The 15,928-nt window shown below is 63.1% G+C and carries 13 protein-coding genes; 3 read left to right on the top strand and 10 right to left on the bottom strand.

The annotated features are described in order from the left end of the window. Positions 1–63: 63 nt before the first annotated feature. The 4 genes from fusA to OKW27_RS25380 all read right to left on the bottom strand — a co-directional run bounded on the left by fusA (position 64) and on the right by OKW27_RS25380 (position 4,397). Positions 64–2,169 (bottom strand): elongation factor G, encoded by a 2,106-nt coding sequence (gene fusA / locus OKW27_RS25395; protein WP_090801583.1) that lies wholly within the window; start codon positions 2,167–2,169, stop codon positions 64–66. A gap of 317 nt (positions 2,170–2,486) precedes the next feature. Further along, positions 2,487–3,002, bottom strand: coding sequence for a DUF192 domain-containing protein (locus OKW27_RS25390; protein WP_176078905.1), 516 nt, complete (start codon positions 3,000–3,002; stop codon positions 2,487–2,489). A 144-nt stretch (positions 3,003–3,146) separates the two neighbouring features. Beyond that, entirely contained in the window at positions 3,147–3,332 is a 186-nt protein-coding gene (locus OKW27_RS25385; protein ID WP_090801582.1) for a hypothetical protein, read from the bottom strand. Positions 3,333–3,827: 495 nt separating this feature from the next. Beyond that, entirely contained in the window at positions 3,828–4,397 is a 570-nt protein-coding gene (locus OKW27_RS25380; RefSeq protein WP_429335219.1) for a pseudouridine synthase, read from the bottom strand. Between the two features lie 261 nt (positions 4,398–4,658). Between OKW27_RS25380 and icd the strand changes: the two genes are divergently transcribed. Then, positions 4,659–5,915, top strand: coding sequence for an NADP-dependent isocitrate dehydrogenase (gene icd, locus OKW27_RS25375; RefSeq protein ID WP_429335218.1), 1,257 nt, complete (start codon positions 4,659–4,661; stop codon positions 5,913–5,915). A gap of 182 nt (positions 5,916–6,097) precedes the next feature. On the opposite strand, the gene OKW27_RS25370 is transcribed toward icd, so the two are convergent. Further along, complete coding sequence (locus OKW27_RS25370; protein WP_007180614.1) at positions 6,098–6,304, bottom strand: cold-shock protein; 207 nt, start codon at positions 6,302–6,304, stop codon at positions 6,098–6,100. Between the two features lie 555 nt (positions 6,305–6,859). Here OKW27_RS25370 and clpS point away from each other — a divergent pair. After that, positions 6,860–7,174 (top strand): ATP-dependent Clp protease adapter ClpS, encoded by a 315-nt coding sequence (gene clpS, locus OKW27_RS25365; RefSeq protein WP_008919570.1) that lies wholly within the window; start codon positions 6,860–6,862, stop codon positions 7,172–7,174. Continuing rightward, positions 7,171–9,468 (top strand): ATP-dependent Clp protease ATP-binding subunit ClpA, encoded by a 2,298-nt coding sequence (gene clpA, locus OKW27_RS25360; protein WP_090801577.1) that lies wholly within the window; start codon positions 7,171–7,173, stop codon positions 9,466–9,468. The genes clpS and clpA overlap by 4 nt, the downstream gene beginning before the upstream one ends. A 143-nt stretch (positions 9,469–9,611) precedes the next feature. Here the strand turns inward: clpA and dut are convergent, their stop codons facing one another. From dut to ileS, 5 genes are all read right to left on the bottom strand, one after another. After that, entirely contained in the window at positions 9,612–10,058 is a 447-nt protein-coding gene (dut, locus tag OKW27_RS25355; protein ID WP_429335217.1) for a dUTP diphosphatase, read from the bottom strand. Between the two features lie 66 nt (positions 10,059–10,124). Further along, positions 10,125–11,141 carry an LLM class flavin-dependent oxidoreductase gene (locus OKW27_RS25350; RefSeq protein ID WP_429335216.1) on the bottom strand — a complete coding sequence of 339 codons (1,017 nt, stop codon included), beginning with the start codon at positions 11,139–11,141 and terminating at the stop codon, positions 10,125–10,127. Positions 11,142–11,222: 81 nt separating this feature from the next. Then, positions 11,223–12,440: a bifunctional phosphopantothenoylcysteine decarboxylase/phosphopantothenate--cysteine ligase CoaBC gene (gene coaBC, locus OKW27_RS25345; RefSeq protein ID WP_429335215.1), complete on the bottom strand. Its 1,218-nt coding sequence runs from the start codon at positions 12,438–12,440 to the stop codon at positions 11,223–11,225. A gap of 124 nt (positions 12,441–12,564) precedes the next feature. Then, positions 12,565–13,071 (bottom strand): signal peptidase II, encoded by a 507-nt coding sequence (lspA, locus tag OKW27_RS25340; RefSeq protein WP_429335214.1) that lies wholly within the window; start codon positions 13,069–13,071, stop codon positions 12,565–12,567. Then, positions 13,071–15,908 carry an isoleucine--tRNA ligase gene (gene ileS, locus OKW27_RS25335; RefSeq protein ID WP_429335213.1) on the bottom strand — a complete coding sequence of 946 codons (2,838 nt, stop codon included), beginning with the start codon at positions 15,906–15,908 and terminating at the stop codon, positions 13,071–13,073. Before ileS ends, lspA begins: the two co-directional genes overlap by 1 nt. Positions 15,909–15,928 lie beyond the last annotated feature (20 nt).

Below are 15,928 nucleotides of genomic sequence, written 5' to 3'. Positions count from 1 at the left end.
AAAAAAAGCCCGCTCACAGAGAGCGGGCTTCGGCTTGTCGCGCTCAACGCCGCCGCGTCAGCGTCATTGTTTCTTCGTGTTGATCACGGCCTCGGCGACATTGCTCGGCGTCTCGGCGTAATGCTTGAACTCCATCGTGTAGGTCGCGCGGCCCTGGGTGGCCGAGCGCAGCGACGTCGAATAGCCGAACATCTCGGCGAGCGGCACCTCCGCGCGCACCAGCTTGCCGCCGCCGCCCGCGATGTCTTCCATGCCCTGCACCATGCCGCGTCGGCTCGACAGGTCGCCCATCACGTTGCCCATGAAGTCCTCGGGCGTTTCCACCTCCACGGCCATCATCGGTTCGAGCAGGATGGGCTTCGCCTTGCGCATCGCTTCCTTGAACGCTATCGAGCCGGCCATGCGGAACGCGTTTTCGTTCGAGTCGACGTCGTGGTACGAACCGAACGTCAGCGTGACCTTCACGTCGACGACCGGATAGCCCGCGAGCACGCCGGCTTTCAGCGTTTCCACGATGCCCTTGTCGACCGCGGGGATGAATTCGCGCGGAATCACGCCGCCCTTGATCGCGTCTACGAATTCGTAGCCCTTGCCCTGCTCGGACGGCTCCAGCGTAATCACCGCGTGGCCATACTGACCGCGGCCGCCCGACTGCTTGACGAACTTGCCTTCGACGTCCTCGACCTTGTTGCGCACGGTTTCGCGATACGCGACCTGCGGCTTGCCGACGGTCGCTTCCACGCCGAACTCGCGCTTCATCCGGTCGACCAGGATTTCGAGGTGCAGCTCGCCCATGCCGGAGATGATCGTCTGTCCGGATTCCTCATCGGTCTGCACACGGAACGACGGGTCTTCCTGCGCGAGACGGTTCAGCGCGATGCCCATCTTTTCCTGGTCGGCCTTGGTCTTCGGTTCGACGGCCTGCGAGATCACCGGGTCCGGGAAGATCATCTTTTCGAGGATGATTACATGGTTAGGATCGCAGAGCGTGTCGCCGGTGGTCGCTTCCTTCAGGCCGACGGCCGCGGCGATGTCGCCCGCGTAGACCTCCTTGATTTCCTTGCGCTCGTTCGCGTGCATCTGCAGGATCCGGCCGAGGCGTTCCTTCTTTTCCTTGACCGCGTTGTAGACCGTGTCGCCCGAGTTGACGACGCCCGAGTACACGCGGAAGAAGATCAGCTGACCGACGAACGGGTCGGTCATGATCTTGAAGGCGAGTGCCGAGAACGGATCGTCGTCGTTGGGATGACGCTCGATTTCCTTGTCGTGCTCGTCGTGACCGGTGATCGCGGGCACGTCGACCGGCGACGGCAGATAGTCGATCACCGCGTCGAGCATCGCCTGCACGCCCTTGTTCTTGAACGCGCTGCCGCACAACATCGGCACGATCTGGTTGGCGATCGTGCGCGCGCGGATGCCGTGCTTGATTTCGGCTTCGCTCAGCGGTTCGCCGCCGAGGTACTTCTCGAGCAGTTCCTCGTTCGCCTCGGCCGCGGCCTCGACCATCTTGTCGTGCCATTCCTTCGCGGTGGCCGCGAGTTCAGCCGGGATGTCGCGGTACTCGAACTTGATGCCCTGGCTGTCGTCGTCCCAGTAGATCGCCTTCATCTTGACGAGGTCGACCACGCCCTGGAAGTGCTCTTCCGCGCCGATCGGAATCTGGATCGGCACGGCGACCCCCTTCAGACGATCGCCGATCTGCCGCTGCACGCGGAAGAAGTCCGCGCCGACGCGGTCCATCTTGTTGACGAATGCGATGCGCGGCACCTTGTACTTGTTCGCCTGGCGCCACACGGTTTCCGATTGCGGCTGCACGCCGCCGACCGAGTCGTACACCATGCAGGCGCCGTCGAGCACGCGCATCGAGCGCTCGACTTCGATCGTGAAGTCGACGTGCCCGGGGGTGTCGATGATGTTGATCCGATGCTCGGGATAGTTGCCGGCCATGCCTTTCCAGAACGCGGTCGTGGCCGCCGACGTGATCGTGATGCCGCGCTCCTGCTCCTGTTCCATCCAGTCCATCGTCGCCGCACCGTCGTGAACCTCGCCGATCTTGTGGGTCACGCCGGTGTAGAACAGGATCCGTTCGGTGGTGGTGGTTTTGCCGGCATCGATGTGAGCGCTGATGCCGATATTCCGGTAGCGCTCGATGGGAGTCTTGCGGGGCACGTGAATCTCCTTGTAATGGCGCGCCTGAAACGCATGCCGGGCGACCGCGTGGGCCGCCCGGGGAGTCTGAGTGGTGCTTTATCTGGCGTTACCTTGTCGAGATTACAAGGATAGCGCGTCGATTGGTCTTTTGCATGAATCCTGCCAGCCGGCGCGAAGGCAGGTGGCGCGGGGCTGAGCGGGCGAAAAAAAGCCGGCGCCTCGGGTCGAGACGCCGGCTTTTCGCGGGATAGCGTGGCGGGAAGGTGCCCCCGCTCAGAGGCCGCTCCGGGGCCATTTACGGGGCTGCACGGACACGCGGCCCGGCGGTGAGGGTCTTACTGCGTGATACCCGGCACCGGCGGTAAGCCCTGGACCTGCATGCCCGGCTTGATGCCCTTCGCCGAGAACCAGCCCTTGGGCATTTCCAGCGCGAACACGCCGTTGTGCGTTGGGCAGTGGTTGTTGGTGGTCTCGGCCTGCATCTCGTCGATGTCGGTGATCGTGCCGTCGGCGCGCATGAATGCGATCGACAGCGGGATCAGCGTGTTCTTCATCCAGAAGCAGTGGCCCGCGTTCTCGTTGAACACGAACAGCATCCCTTCGTTCGGCGCGAGCTTCGTGCGATACATCAAGCCCTGTTCGCGGTCCGCGTCGTTGGCGGCGACGGCCGCGTCGATCACGAACATGCCAGCGGTCAGCTTGACGCGCGGAAACTCGCTCGGCTGCTTGGCGCCCGGCGGCATCTGCTGCGCCTGGGCGGGAGCCGTGGTGACGACGAACGACAGCGCCGCGAGCGGCAGTGCTACGGCAATGGCGAAACGCGCCATCGACGAGCGCATGGAAAATCGCACGGCAAGACTCCTTGCTGAAATTGACTCGCGCATGTTACGCGAGCGCGTCAAAAACAAAAAGGCAGATCGCCTTGCGGTGATCTGCCTTACAACGCCGTAAGAACGGCAATGAAGCTAGTTCTTTACTGCGTTTTTACAAGCAACTTACTCCGAAGCTGCCGAAGCTGCAGCTGCTGCCTTCTTGTGCGACTTCTTGTGAGCGTGCTTGGTGGTCTTCTTTGCCGACGAAGCTGCTGCCGGAGCTGCCGGAGCTGCTTCCGGTGCCGATGCTTGTGCGAATGCTGCCGTTGCGAAGAGGCCAGCGACCAGAGCGGCGATCAGTTTGTTCATTTTGTGAATCCTCAGCTTGAGTTAATTAACCAAATGACCCGGCATATGTAGAGTCATGTCGGTAAACGTGCCATCCACCTTTCGGTTGACAGCCGCATCGAACAAATTTTTCGACGCGTCTGCTAGCGTTCGGACTTTCGTACTCGCCGCGAAAACGGCGTATGCAAATGTCTTTAAGGCTGAATGCCGGATAGCTTCGGCGGCATCTGCGTCGGATAACGCGTGGAGTTGTACGGCGGTTGACGCGAATTGCGCGGAAATTTTGATCGTGATGACACGCGCTCAAACCGCGTGGCGCAGGCTCGCGGCGAGCCCACTTGTTTCACGCATTTCGGGCCTGCGTTTCACGCATTATTTTGCGTGCTGCTACAACGGGTTAGCTTGATTGTCACAGCCGTGAAACGGGTTTGGAGTGAGCACGTGCAGGCTGATTCGCGCGTGCGTGAGTTCGGCACGCGGTGTTGCGGCGATGAACGAACAATCGTCAAATCATGTTCAGGCGACGCCATCCCATGGCGCGTTCGCTCGCAACTCGGTGCTCTGTCCGGGTTGCAGTCCGAGTGAAAAAATGTCAAGCGTACCGATGCCGACGCGCACGAGACGCAGCGTCGGAAAACCCACCGCCGCCGTCATGCGACGCACCTGACGGTTCTTGCCTTCGGTGATCGACAGCTCGATCCATGTGGTCGGGATCGCGGCGCGATAGCGGATCGGCGGCGTGCGCGCCCACAGCGAGCTGGACGGTTCAACATAGGTCGCCTGACATGGGCGTGTCACGTAGTCGCCGAGATCGACGCCGCGTGCGAGCTTTTTCAACGCGGCGTCGTCGAGCGCGCCTTCGACTTGCGCCCAATAGCGTTTGACGAGCTTGTGACGCGGCTCGGCGATGCGCGCCTGCAGCGCGCCGTCGTCGGTGAGCAGCAGCAGGCCTTCGCTATCGGAGTCGAGCCGGCCGGCCGGATAGACGCCGGGTAGCCTGACCCAGTCGGCAAGCGACGTCCGCGTCTCGTGTGGCGAAAATTGACAGATGGTGCCGAACGGCTTGTTGAGGGCGAGAAGGCGCATAGGAGAGCGATACGGCAGAGCGATACGGCGCGATGATAATGCATAAACCGGGACGCAGATTCTTCTATCTTATAGAGGAGCGTGGCGCGTTCGAGAGGCCGTCTATGTTGGAAAACCCGGAGCGAGGGCCGGCCGCGTCGCGCGTGGGACGTGGGCTAGAATAGCGGCCAGGCCGCTCGCGGCGGTTCGGCATTGCGCGGCGAGGGCGTCTCTTTCGCAGTCTCCCATCAGCTTTTGCACAGCTTTCACTGGAGTCCGATCATGCCGTATCAGCACATCAAGATTCCGACAGGTGGCGATAAGATCACCGTCAACGCCGACTTCTCGCTCAACGTTTCCGACGAGCCGATCATCCCGTACATCGAAGGCGACGGCACTGGTCTGGACATCACGCCGGTCATGCTCAAGGTCGTGGATGCGGCGGTCGAAAAGGCGTACGGCGGCAAGAAGAAAATCCACTGGATGGAAATCTACGCGGGCGAGAAGGCGACCCGGGTGTACGGCCCGGATGTATGGCTGCCGGACGAAACACTGCAGGCGGTCAAGGAATACATCGTGTCGATCAAGGGGCCGCTCACCACGCCAGTCGGGGGCGGCATCCGCTCGCTGAACGTCGCGTTGCGCCAGGAACTGGACCTCTATGTGTGCCTGCGCCCGGTGCGATATTTGAAGGGCGTGCCGTCGCCGGTGCGCGAGCCCGAGAAGACCAACATGGTGATCTTCCGCGAGAACTCGGAAGACATCTACGCGGGCATCGAATGGCCAGCTGAATCCGAACAGGCGAAGAAGATCATCAAGTTCTTGCGCGAAGAAATGGGCGTGAAGAAGATCCGCTTTCCGGATTCGTCGGGTATCGGCATCAAGCCGGTGTCGCGCGAAGGTACCGAGCGTCTGGTGCGCAAGGCGATCCAGTACGCGATCGACAATGAACGCCGCTCGGTCACACTGGTGCACAAGGGCAACATCATGAAGTACACCGAAGGCGCGTTTCGCGACTACGGCTACGCGCTCGCGCAGAAGGAGTTCAACGCGGAGCTGATCGACGGCGGTCCCTGGATGAAAGTCAGGAATCCGAAGACCGGCGGCGACGTCGTCGTGAAGGACGTGATTGCCGACGCGTTCCTGCAGCAGATCCTGCTGCGCCCGGCCGAATTCGACGTGATCGCCACGCTGAACCTGAACGGCGACTACATCTCGGACGCGCTCGCCGCGCAGGTCGGCGGCATCGGAATCGCGCCGGGCGCGAACCTGTCGGATTCGGTTGCGATGTTCGAAGCGACGCACGGCACGGCGCCGAAATACGCGGGCAAGGATTACGTGAATCCCGGCTCGGAAATCCTGTCAGCGGAAATGATGCTGCGCCACCTGGGCTGGTTCGAGGCGGCGGATCTGATAATCAGCTCGATGGAAAAATCGATCCTGCAAAAGCGCGTTACTTACGATTTTGCCCGCCTGATGGAAGGCGCGACCCAGGTGTCGTGCTCGGCATTTGGGCAAGTGATGATCGAAAATATGTAATTGACGCGCCGGGATTATCCGTTTCGCATAAAACCTCCGGCGCCAGCAAACGGCCGGGGTATTTTTATACCCGGAATTTTCGGGCGGCTTTCCGGCCGGAAAATCCGTTGCAATAGAAAGCTGCCGCAAAAAAGAAACCCGGCGCGGAGCCGGGTTTCAAAAAGGACGGGTATCGAAACGTTTCAGGCTGGCGCCTGAATGTTCGATGCCTGCTTGCCTTTCGGGCCTTGCACGACTTCGAAGGTGACCTTCTGGCCTTCCTTCAGCGTCTTGAAGCCATTCATCTGGATGGCCGAGAAGTGTGCAAACAGATCCTCGCCGCCCTCGTCAGGCGTGATGAATCCGAAACCCTTTGCGTCGTTAAACCATTTGACCGTACCAGTTGCCATTCCAACTTCCCCTGTAACTCATGTCACTACCACGAGCCCTCGAAAAGCCACGACCACGCGAGGCAGTCGTTCCCTCCTCACAAGCTCACCATCGGCATTTTTTCGAGATTATGGCTTGGTGAAAAAAGTGCCAGCTTGATTGTTGGGGCTCTTTATTCGAGTGTCAAGAAAATTTTGAGACGTCGTTGTCGCGTTGCAAACAGGCCGCTTTCCAGGGTTTTTACCGCTTCCGTATGTGCGGTGGCGCAAGCGGCGTGGCTTGAAAAGTCGCATAATCCACTCACATGCTGACTGTGCCCGCGGCGCCGACGCCCAGCGCGGCGAGCGCTCGCAGCCAGTACCGGCAGGTTGTGCGATACTCGATCCGACCGCGGTGCAGCACGCGCCGCGCATGACAGGATCGGGGCCGGCACCGCAATCGGCCCGTCGAAAACGCGCAGGCCAGGCCGAACATGACAGCGTCGTGACCGCCGGGTGGCAGCGAACGGGCTCATCGGCCGGGCGGCCGGGTTCTGACAGGATTGCGGGCCTGTCCTAGTTGTTTAGAATGGGTGTATGGCGATTATCCCGGACAAGCAGGACGGCACCGTACTGGAGCGGCAGGAGCAGAAACTCAAGCCGCCATCCATGTACAAGGTGGTGCTGCTGAATGACGACTTCACGCCGATGGAATTTGTCGTGATGATCGTGCAGGAATATTTCAATAAGGATCGTGAAACCGCAACGCAGGTCATGTTGAAGGTGCATCGCGAGGGCAGGGGAGTTTGTGGGGTCTATACGCGGGACATCGCGTCGACCAAAGTCGAGCAAGTCGTTACCCACGCACGGCAGGCCGGGCATCCGCTGCAGTGTGTGATGGAGGAAGCATGATTGCCCAGGAACTGGAAGTCAGCCTGCATATGGCGTTCATGGAAGCGCGCCAGGCAAGGCACGAGTTCATAACGGTCGAGCATCTTTTGCTCGCGCTGTTGGATAACCCGACGGCGGCAGAGGTACTGCGCGCATGCGCGGCCAATATCGAGGATCTGCGCCAGAACCTGCGCAACTTCATTCATGACAACACGCCGACCGTGCCGGGCACGGACGACGTCGACACGCAGCCCACGCTCGGTTTCCAGCGTGTGATCCAGCGCGCGATCATGCATGTGCAGTCCACCTCGAACGGCAAGAAGGAAGTGACCGGCGCGAACGTGCTGGTCGCGATCTTCGGCGAGAAGGACTCGCATGCGGTGTACTACCTGCAGCAGCAGGGCGTCACGCGTCTGGACGTAGTCAATTTCATCTCGCACGGCATCGCCAAGACGAGCAGTTCGGACGCCGCGAAGGCGAGCGATGCGAATGCCGAGTCCGACGAAGCAGCCGCGCAGAAGGAAACGCCGCTCGCCCAGTTCACGCAGAACCTGAACCAGATGGCGAAGGACGGCCGCATCGATCCACTGATCGGACGTGAGTCGGAAGTCGAGCGTGTGGTGCAGGTGCTGTGTCGCCGCCGCAAGAACAATCCGCTGCTGGTCGGCGAGGCCGGTGTCGGCAAGACCGCGATCGCCGAAGGGCTCGCATGGCGCATCACGCGCGGCGAAGTGCCGGACATCCTGGCCGATGCCCAGGTGTATTCGCTCGACATGGGCGCGCTGCTCGCGGGCACCAAGTATCGCGGCGACTTCGAGCAGCGTCTGAAGACGGTGCTGAAGGAACTGAAGGAGCGTCCGCACGCCATTCTCTTCATCGACGAAATCCATACGCTGATCGGCGCGGGCGCCGCGTCGGGCGGCACGCTGGACGCGTCGAACCTGCTGAAACCGGCGCTCTCGTCGGGCACGCTGAAGTGCATCGGGGCAACCACCTTCACCGAATATCGCGGCATCTTCGAAAAGGACGCGGCGCTGTCGCGTCGTTTCCAGAAGATCGACGTGACCGAGCCGACCGTCGAGCAGACGGTCGCGATCCTGCGCGGGCTGAAATCGCGCTTCGAAGAGCACCACGGCGTCAAGTATTCGTCGGGTGCGCTGTCGGCGGCGGCTGAGCTGTCGGCGCGCTTCATCACCGATCGTCATTTGCCGGACAAGGCGATCGACGTGATCGACGAAGCGGGCGCGGCGCAGCGCATTCTGCCGAAGTCGAAGCAGAAGAAGACGATCGGCAAGAACGAGATCGAGGAAATCATCTCGAAGATCGCGCGCGTGCCGGCGCAAAGCGTGTCGCAGGACGATCGCAGCAAGCTGCAGACGCTCGACCGCGATCTGAAGAGCGTCGTGTTCGGTCAAGATCCGGCTATCGATGCGCTGTCGGCCGCGATCAAGATGGCGCGCGCGGGCCTCGGCAAGCTCGACAAGCCGATCGGCGCATTCCTGTTCTCGGGTCCGACCGGCGTCGGCAAGACCGAGGTCGCGAAGCAGCTCGCGTTCACGCTCGGCATCGAGCTGATCCGCTTCGACATGTCGGAGTACATGGAGCGTCACGCGGTGAGCCGGCTGATCGGCGCGCCGCCGGGCTACGTCGGTTTCGACCAGGGTGGCCTGCTGACCGAGGCGATCACGAAGAAGCCGCACTGCGTGCTGCTGCTCGACGAAATCGAAAAGGCGCATCCGGACATCTTCAACGTGCTGCTGCAGGTGATGGACCACGGCACGCTGACGGACAACAACGGGCGGAAGGCGGACTTCCGCAACGTCATCATCATCATGACGACGAACGCGGGCGCCGAGGCGATGGGCAAGTCGGTGATCGGCTTCACGAACCGCCGCGAGGCGGGCGACGAGATGGTCGACATCAAGCGCATGTTCACGCCGGAGTTCCGCAACCGTCTGGACGCGACGATCAGCTTCCGTTCGCTCGATGAGGAAATCATCATGCGCGTGGTCGACAAATTCCTGATGCAGCTGGAAGATCAGCTGCATGAGAAGAAGGTCGATGCGCTGTTCACCGATGCGCTGCGCAAGCATCTGGCGAAGCACGGTTTCGATCCGCTGATGGGCGCGCGGCCAATGCAGCGCCTGATCCAGGACACGATCCGTCGCGCGCTCGCCGACGAGTTGCTGTTCGGCAAGCTGATGAACGGTGGCCGCGTGACGGTCGACGTCGATGCCGACGACAAGGTGCAGTTGACCTTCGACGAGCATCCGGCGCCGCGCAATCCGAATCCGGAGGCGGTGGAAGTCGAGTGATGTCACTTAGGCCGACGTTGCGTTGAGCTGGCCGGACATCAAAGGCAGAACGGCGCGGGTTTTATCCCGCGCCGTTTTTTTATGCTCTGGTTTTTTCTCACGGCGCTCGCCGAAGGCGCCAGCCGCCGCGTCGCAGCAATCGATCAATGCTTGCCGGTGCTACCAAACCCGCCCGCGCCGCGCACGCTTTCCTCGAAGTCATCGACGATATTGAACCCGGCCTGCACGACGGGCACGATCACCAGTTGAGCGAGCCGTTCCATCGGATTCAGCACGAATGTCGTCTCGCCGCGATTCCACGTCGAAATCATCAATTGGCCCTGGTAATCGGAATCGATCAGGCCGACCAGATTGCCGAGCACGATCCCATGCTTATGGCCGAGACCCGAGCGCGGCAGAATCAACGCCGCATAACCGGGGTCGCCGACGTGGATCGCGAGTCCGGTCGGCACCAGCGCGGTTTCGCCGGGTTTCAGCGTCAGCGGTTCGTTGAGGCAGGCGCGCAGATCGAGGCCGGCGCTACCGGTCGTCGCGTAAGCGGGGAGCTGTTCGCGCATGCGCTGATCGAGAATCTTCAGGTCGAGTTTCATTCAGGTTCGATAGTTGGGGGTGAGATTGGTGAAGGGGCACGCGGCTGACTGGCAACGCCTTTGCGATCAAGCCGCCTGGTTCGAGCCGAGCTGAAACGCGTCGGCGAGCAGTTCGTAGGAGCGCAAGCGCGCACGATAGCTGCCGGCGACGGTCAGCACCATCAGCTCGTCGGCCTGGAACTGCTGCTGTAAATCCGTGAGCCGTTCGGTCACGCGCTCAGGCGGGCCGATGATGCTGCGCGGCTTTTCGCGGTCGATCACGAGCTGTTCGCGCTCGCCATATTCCTGCGCGATGCCTTGCTCGATCGAGGGTATCGGTTCGTTCAGACCATACGCCATCTGCACGCGACGTAGATCAACGGCTTTTTCGAGGTCCGCGGCTTCCTGCTCGGTATCCGCGCAGATCACGAAGACCGCGGCCGCCAGATACGGCCGCGACGCGTCTTTGCCAGGCTGGAAGCGCTCGCGATACGCCAGCGCGACCTGTTTGCCGAAATGCGCGTTGATGAAATGCGCGAACGAAAAGCGGATGCCGAGCTGCGCCGCGAGCAAACCGCCGAAGTCGCTCGAGCCTAGCATCCACAGCTGCGGGCGCGTATCGATCTGCGGCTGCAGCAGCACGCCCTGCGCGAGATGATCGTCGGGCAGCGCGCCGTGCATGAGGCCGAGCAACTCGGCGACCTGCTGCGGAAAATGCTCGCCGCGATTGTAAGCGCCGGCGGCGACTGCCTGCGCGGTGCGCATGTCGCCGCCCGGCGCGCGTCCGACGCCGAGATCGACGCGATTCGGAAACAGCGCCTCGAGCATCATGAACTGCTCGGCGACCTTGAACGGGCTGTAGTACGGCAGCATGATGCCGCCCGAGCCGATGCGAATGCGTTTGGTCACGCTGCCGAGGCGCGCCAGCATCACTTCAGGGCAGGGATTCGACACGCCGCGCAGGCCGTGGTGCTCGGCGCACCAGTAGCGCGTGTAGCCGAGGTCGTCGGCGAGTTGCGCGAGTTCGACGGTCGCGGCGATCGCGTCCGCCACCGAATGGCCGGCGATCACCGGTGTTTGATCGAGCACGGAGAGTAGCGTCATGGCAGTAGTGCTCCAGGTGATTCCGGTCGGCTAACCGGGCAAAGATGGCAGGGCCACACGGGCCCACTGCTGCTCGCTCGTTCAGCCAACCGGACTGATGCCGGGCGGCAGACGCTTCGCGATTTCCGCGATCAGCGCGCGCGCCAGTGTCTGCTTGTCGGCGCGTGGCAGCTTCGTCGCGCGGCCTGCTTCGAACAGAATCACTTCGTTGTCGTCGAGCCCGAACGTTTGCGGCCCCAGATTGCCGATCAGCAGCGGCACGTTCTTGCGCGCGCGCTTTTCCTCGCCGTGGACTTCGAGGTTGTCGCTTTCGGCGGCGAAGCCGACCGCGAACGGCGGCTTCGGCAGCCCGGCGACCGCGGCGAGGATGTCTGGATTCTCGACGAATGAAAAGCTCGGCAGCGCGTGCTCGGCGGTCTTCTTGATCTTCTGATCGCTGACGTGGTCGACGCGCCAGTCGGCCACCGCCGCGACGCCGATGAAAATGTCCGCCTCCGCGACCGCGCGCATCACCGCGTCGTGCATCTGCTGCGCGGTCTGCACGTCCTCGCGCAAGACGCCCCACGGCGTTTCCAGCGCGACCGGACCGGCCACCAGATGCACGTCGGCGCCGGCCTGCTGCGCGGCGCGCGCGAGCGCGAAGCCCATCTTGCCGCTCGAACGATTGGTGATGCCGCGCACCGGGTCGAGCGGTTCGAAGGTCGGCCCGGCGGTCAGCAGCACGCGCCGGCCGGACAGGATTTTCGGCGCGAAGAACGACGCGACCGCCTCGTAGGTCGCGGCCGCTTCGAGCATGCGCCCATCGCCGATTTCGCCGCAGGCCTGCGGGCCCGAATCGGGGCCGAGCACCTCGACGCCGTCCGCGCGCAGTTGCGCGACGTTGCGTTGCGTGGCCGGGTTCTGCCACATCTGCCGGTTCATCGCCGGCACGACGAGCAGCGGGCAGTCGCGTGCGATGCACAGCGTCGACAGCAGATCGTCGGCCATGCCGTGCGCGAGCTTGGCGAGGAAGTCGGTCGACGCCGGCGCGATCACGATCGCATCGGCTTCGCGCGATAGATCGATGTGCGCCATGTTGTTCGGCACGCGACCGTCCCACTGGCTCGTGAAGACCGGCCGCCCCGACAGCGCCTGCATCGTGACGGGGGTGATGAACTGGGTGGCCGCTTCGGTCATGACGACCTGCACGGTCGCGCCTGCCTTGGTCAGCAGACGCGTGAGTTCGGCGATCTTGTAGCAGGCGATGCCGCCCGTCATGCCGAGGACGAGGTGTTTGCCTGCGAGTTCTGCGGTTGCCAACGAAAGCCTCCGACAAAGCGTGATCGCGCGGCGGCGCGAGGGCGTTGCCCGTCGTCGCCGCGCGCTTCAAACCGGACCTGAGGCACGGCTCGCGCAGCCGCGACTGTGCCTCACGTCGGCGACGTTAGCGTGTGCCGCGTACCCGCCGCAGCTCGTCGATCAGGAGCAGGATCGCGCCGATCGTGATCGCGCTGTCGGCGAGATTGAACGCCGGCCAGTGCCAGCCGCCCACGTGGAAATCGAGGAAGTCGATCACGTGGCCGTACGCGAGCCGGTCGATCACATTGCCGAGCGCGCCGCCGAGAATCAGCGCGAGCGCCGTGCAGAACATTTTCTGCCCGCTATGCCGCTTGAGCAGATAGCAGATCACGAGCGCCGCGACCACGCCGAGCGCGGTGAACGCCCAGCGCTGCCAGCCGCCCGCCATCGCGAGGAAGCTGAACGCGGCGCCGCGGTTGAACACGAGAATCAGGTTGAAGAACGGCGTGACCTCGTGCGGCACACCGTAGGCGAACACCTTGCGCACGGCGATTTTCGTCAGCTGGTCGAACAGGATGACGATCAGCGCGATGCCGAGCCAGGGTGCGAGCGAACTGCTTCCGGTGCGCGTTTTCGACATGGTTCTCGCCATTATGCCGCGCTCCTCGATTCGCCACTGCCGAACAGGTTGCTGAAGCAGCGGCCGCACAGCGACGGATGCTCGGCGTTCGCGCCGACGTCCGCGCGATAGTGCCAGCAGCGCTCGCACTTCAGGTACTTCGACGCGATCACTTCGACGCCTTCATCGGCTTCGCTGTCGACCTTGACGACGTTCGCCGCCGACGTGATCAGCACGAACTTCAGGTCGTCGCCGAGGCTCGCGAGTGCGTCGTAACGCGCGCCGCTCGCGCGGATTTCGACTTCCGCCTGCAGCGACGAGCCGATCAGGTCAGCGACCCGCGCCTCTTCGAGCGCCTTGGTCACGTCGCCGCGCACCGCGCGCAGCAGCGTCCACTTGTCGAGCAGCGCGCCCGCGTCCGGCACGGCCGGGTACGCGTGGTACGTCTCGGTGAAGATCGTTTCGCTATTGGGCTGGAACACCTTCCACGCTTCTTCCGCGGTGAACGACAGGAACGGGGCCATCACGCGCAGCAGCCCGTGCGCGATGTGGTAGAGCGCGGTCTGCGCCGAGCGGCGGGCGACCGAATCCGCCGCGCTCGTGTAGAGGCGGTCCTTCAGCACGTCGAGGTAGAAGCCGCCCAGGTCTTCCGAGCAGAACGTCTGCAACTTGGCGACGACCGGGTGGAACTCGTACTTCTCGTAGTGCGCGAGGATGTCGTTCTGCAGATTCGCCGACAGCGTCACCGCGTAACGGTCGATTTCGAGCCAGTCTTCGACCGGACGCGCGTGCTGCGCGAAGTCGAAGTCCGACAGGTTCGCGAGCAGGAAGCGCAGCGTATTGCGGATGCGGCGATAGCCTTCCGTCACGCGCTTCAGGATTTCCTCGGAGATCGCGAGCTCGCCCGAGTAGTCGGTCGACGCGATCCACAGGCGGATGATTTCCGCGCCGAGGCGATTTGCGACTTCATGCGGATCGATGCCGTTGCCGAGCGACTTGCTCATCTTGCGGCCTTCGCCGTCGACGGTGAAGCCGTGCGTGAGCAGCGCGTTGTAGGGCGGGCGGCCGTCGAGCATCGACGCGGTCAACAGCGACGAATGGAACCAGCCGCGATGCTGGTCCGAGCCTTCGAGGTACAGGTCGGCCGGAAACTGCAGCTCGTCCTTGTGCGAGCCGCGCAGCACGTGCCAGTGCGTGGTGCCTGAATCGAACCACACGTCGAGCGTGTCGCGGTTCTTTTCGTACAGGTTGGCGTCCTCGCCGATCAGCTCTCGCGGATCGACCGTCTGCCATGCCTCGATGCCTTCCTTCTCGACGCGCTGCGCGACCTGTTCGAGCAACTCCAGCGTGCGCGGATGCAGCTCGCCGGTTTCCTTGTGCACGAAGAACGCCATCGGCACGCCCCACTGGCGCTGCCGCGACAGCGTCCAGTCCGGGCGGTTCGCGATCATGCTGAAGAGGCGCTGCTTGCCCCACGACGGATAGAACGCCGTGTTCTCGATGCCTTCGAGTGCGGTCTCGCGCAGCGTCCTGTCGCCGTCGTTCGGCTTCACGTCCATGCCGGCGAACCACTGCGAAGTGGCGCGGTAGATGATCGGCGTCTTGTGGCGCCAGCAGTGCATGTAGCTGTGCGTGTACTTCTCGGTGCGCAGCAGCGAGCCGGCGCCTTGCAGCGCCTCGACGATCTGCGGATTGGCAGCCCAGATCGACAGGCCGCCGAACAGCGCGAGCGATTCGATGTAGCGGCCGTCGCCCATCACCGGGTTGATGATGTCCGAGTCGGCCATGCCGTGCGCCTTGCACGACACGAAGTCTTCCACGCCGTACGCCGGCGACGAGTGCACGATGCCGGTGCCGGTTTCGGTCGTCACGTAGTCGCCGAGGTAGATCGGCGCGGTGCGCTTGTAGCCCGGATGCGCGGACGCGAGCGGGTGGTTGAAGCGCAGGTTCACGAGCTTTTCGCCCGGCGTCGTCGCGACGACCGTGCCTTCGAGGCCGTACAGCTTCAGGCACGCCTCGACGCGTTCCTCAGCGAGGATCAGCAGGCCGCGCGGCGTGTCGACGAGCGCGTAGACGAGTTCCGGATGCAGGTTCAGCGCCTGGTTGGCGGGGATGGTCCACGGCGTGGTGGTCCAGATCACGATGCCGCCTTCGTTGCGCGGCAGCGCGGCGAGTCCGAACGCCTGCGCGGTCTTCTCTGGTTCGGCGAAGCTGAACAGCACGTCGATGGTCGGATCGGTCTTGTCCTTGTACTCGACTTCCGCTTCGGCGAGGGCCGAGCCGCAGTCGAAACACCAGTTGACCGGCTTCAGGCCGCGGAATACGTAGCCCTTTTCCATGATCTTCGCGAGCGCGCGGATTTCGCCGGCTTCATTCGCGAAGTTCATCGTCTTGTACGGATTGTCCCAGTCGCCGAGCACGCCCAGACGGCGGAAGCCCGCCTTCTGCTTCTCGATCTGCTCGGTCGCGTAGGCGCGCGCCTTCTGCATCACTTCGGCCGCCGGCAGCGACTTGCCGAACTGCTTTTCGATCTGGATTTCGATCGGCATGCCGTGACAGTCCCAGCCCGGCACGTAGACCGCGTCGAAGCCCGCCAGATTGCGCGCCTTGACGATCATGTCCTTCAGGATTTTGTTCACCGCGTGACCGAGGTGGATGTCGCCGTTCGCATACGGCGGGCCGTCGTGCAGGATGAACTTCGTGCGGCCCCTGGAGGCGGCGCGGATCTTGTCGTACACCTTGCGTTCCTGCCAGTCCTTGACCCACTGCGGCTCGCGCTTGGGCAGGTCGCCGCGCATCGGGAACGGTGTGTCGAGCAGGTTGACCGGGTAGCGGGACTGCGGTTTCGAATCAGCTTTCTTGTTGCTCATGATGTGGGTGGCGGTGAATT

The organism is Paraburkholderia sp. 35.1 (genome assembly GCF_050436525.1).
Lineage (GTDB): Bacteria > Pseudomonadota > Gammaproteobacteria > Burkholderiales > Burkholderiaceae > Paraburkholderia > Paraburkholderia tuberum.
This window is presented reverse-complemented; position numbering and strand designations above follow the sequence as displayed.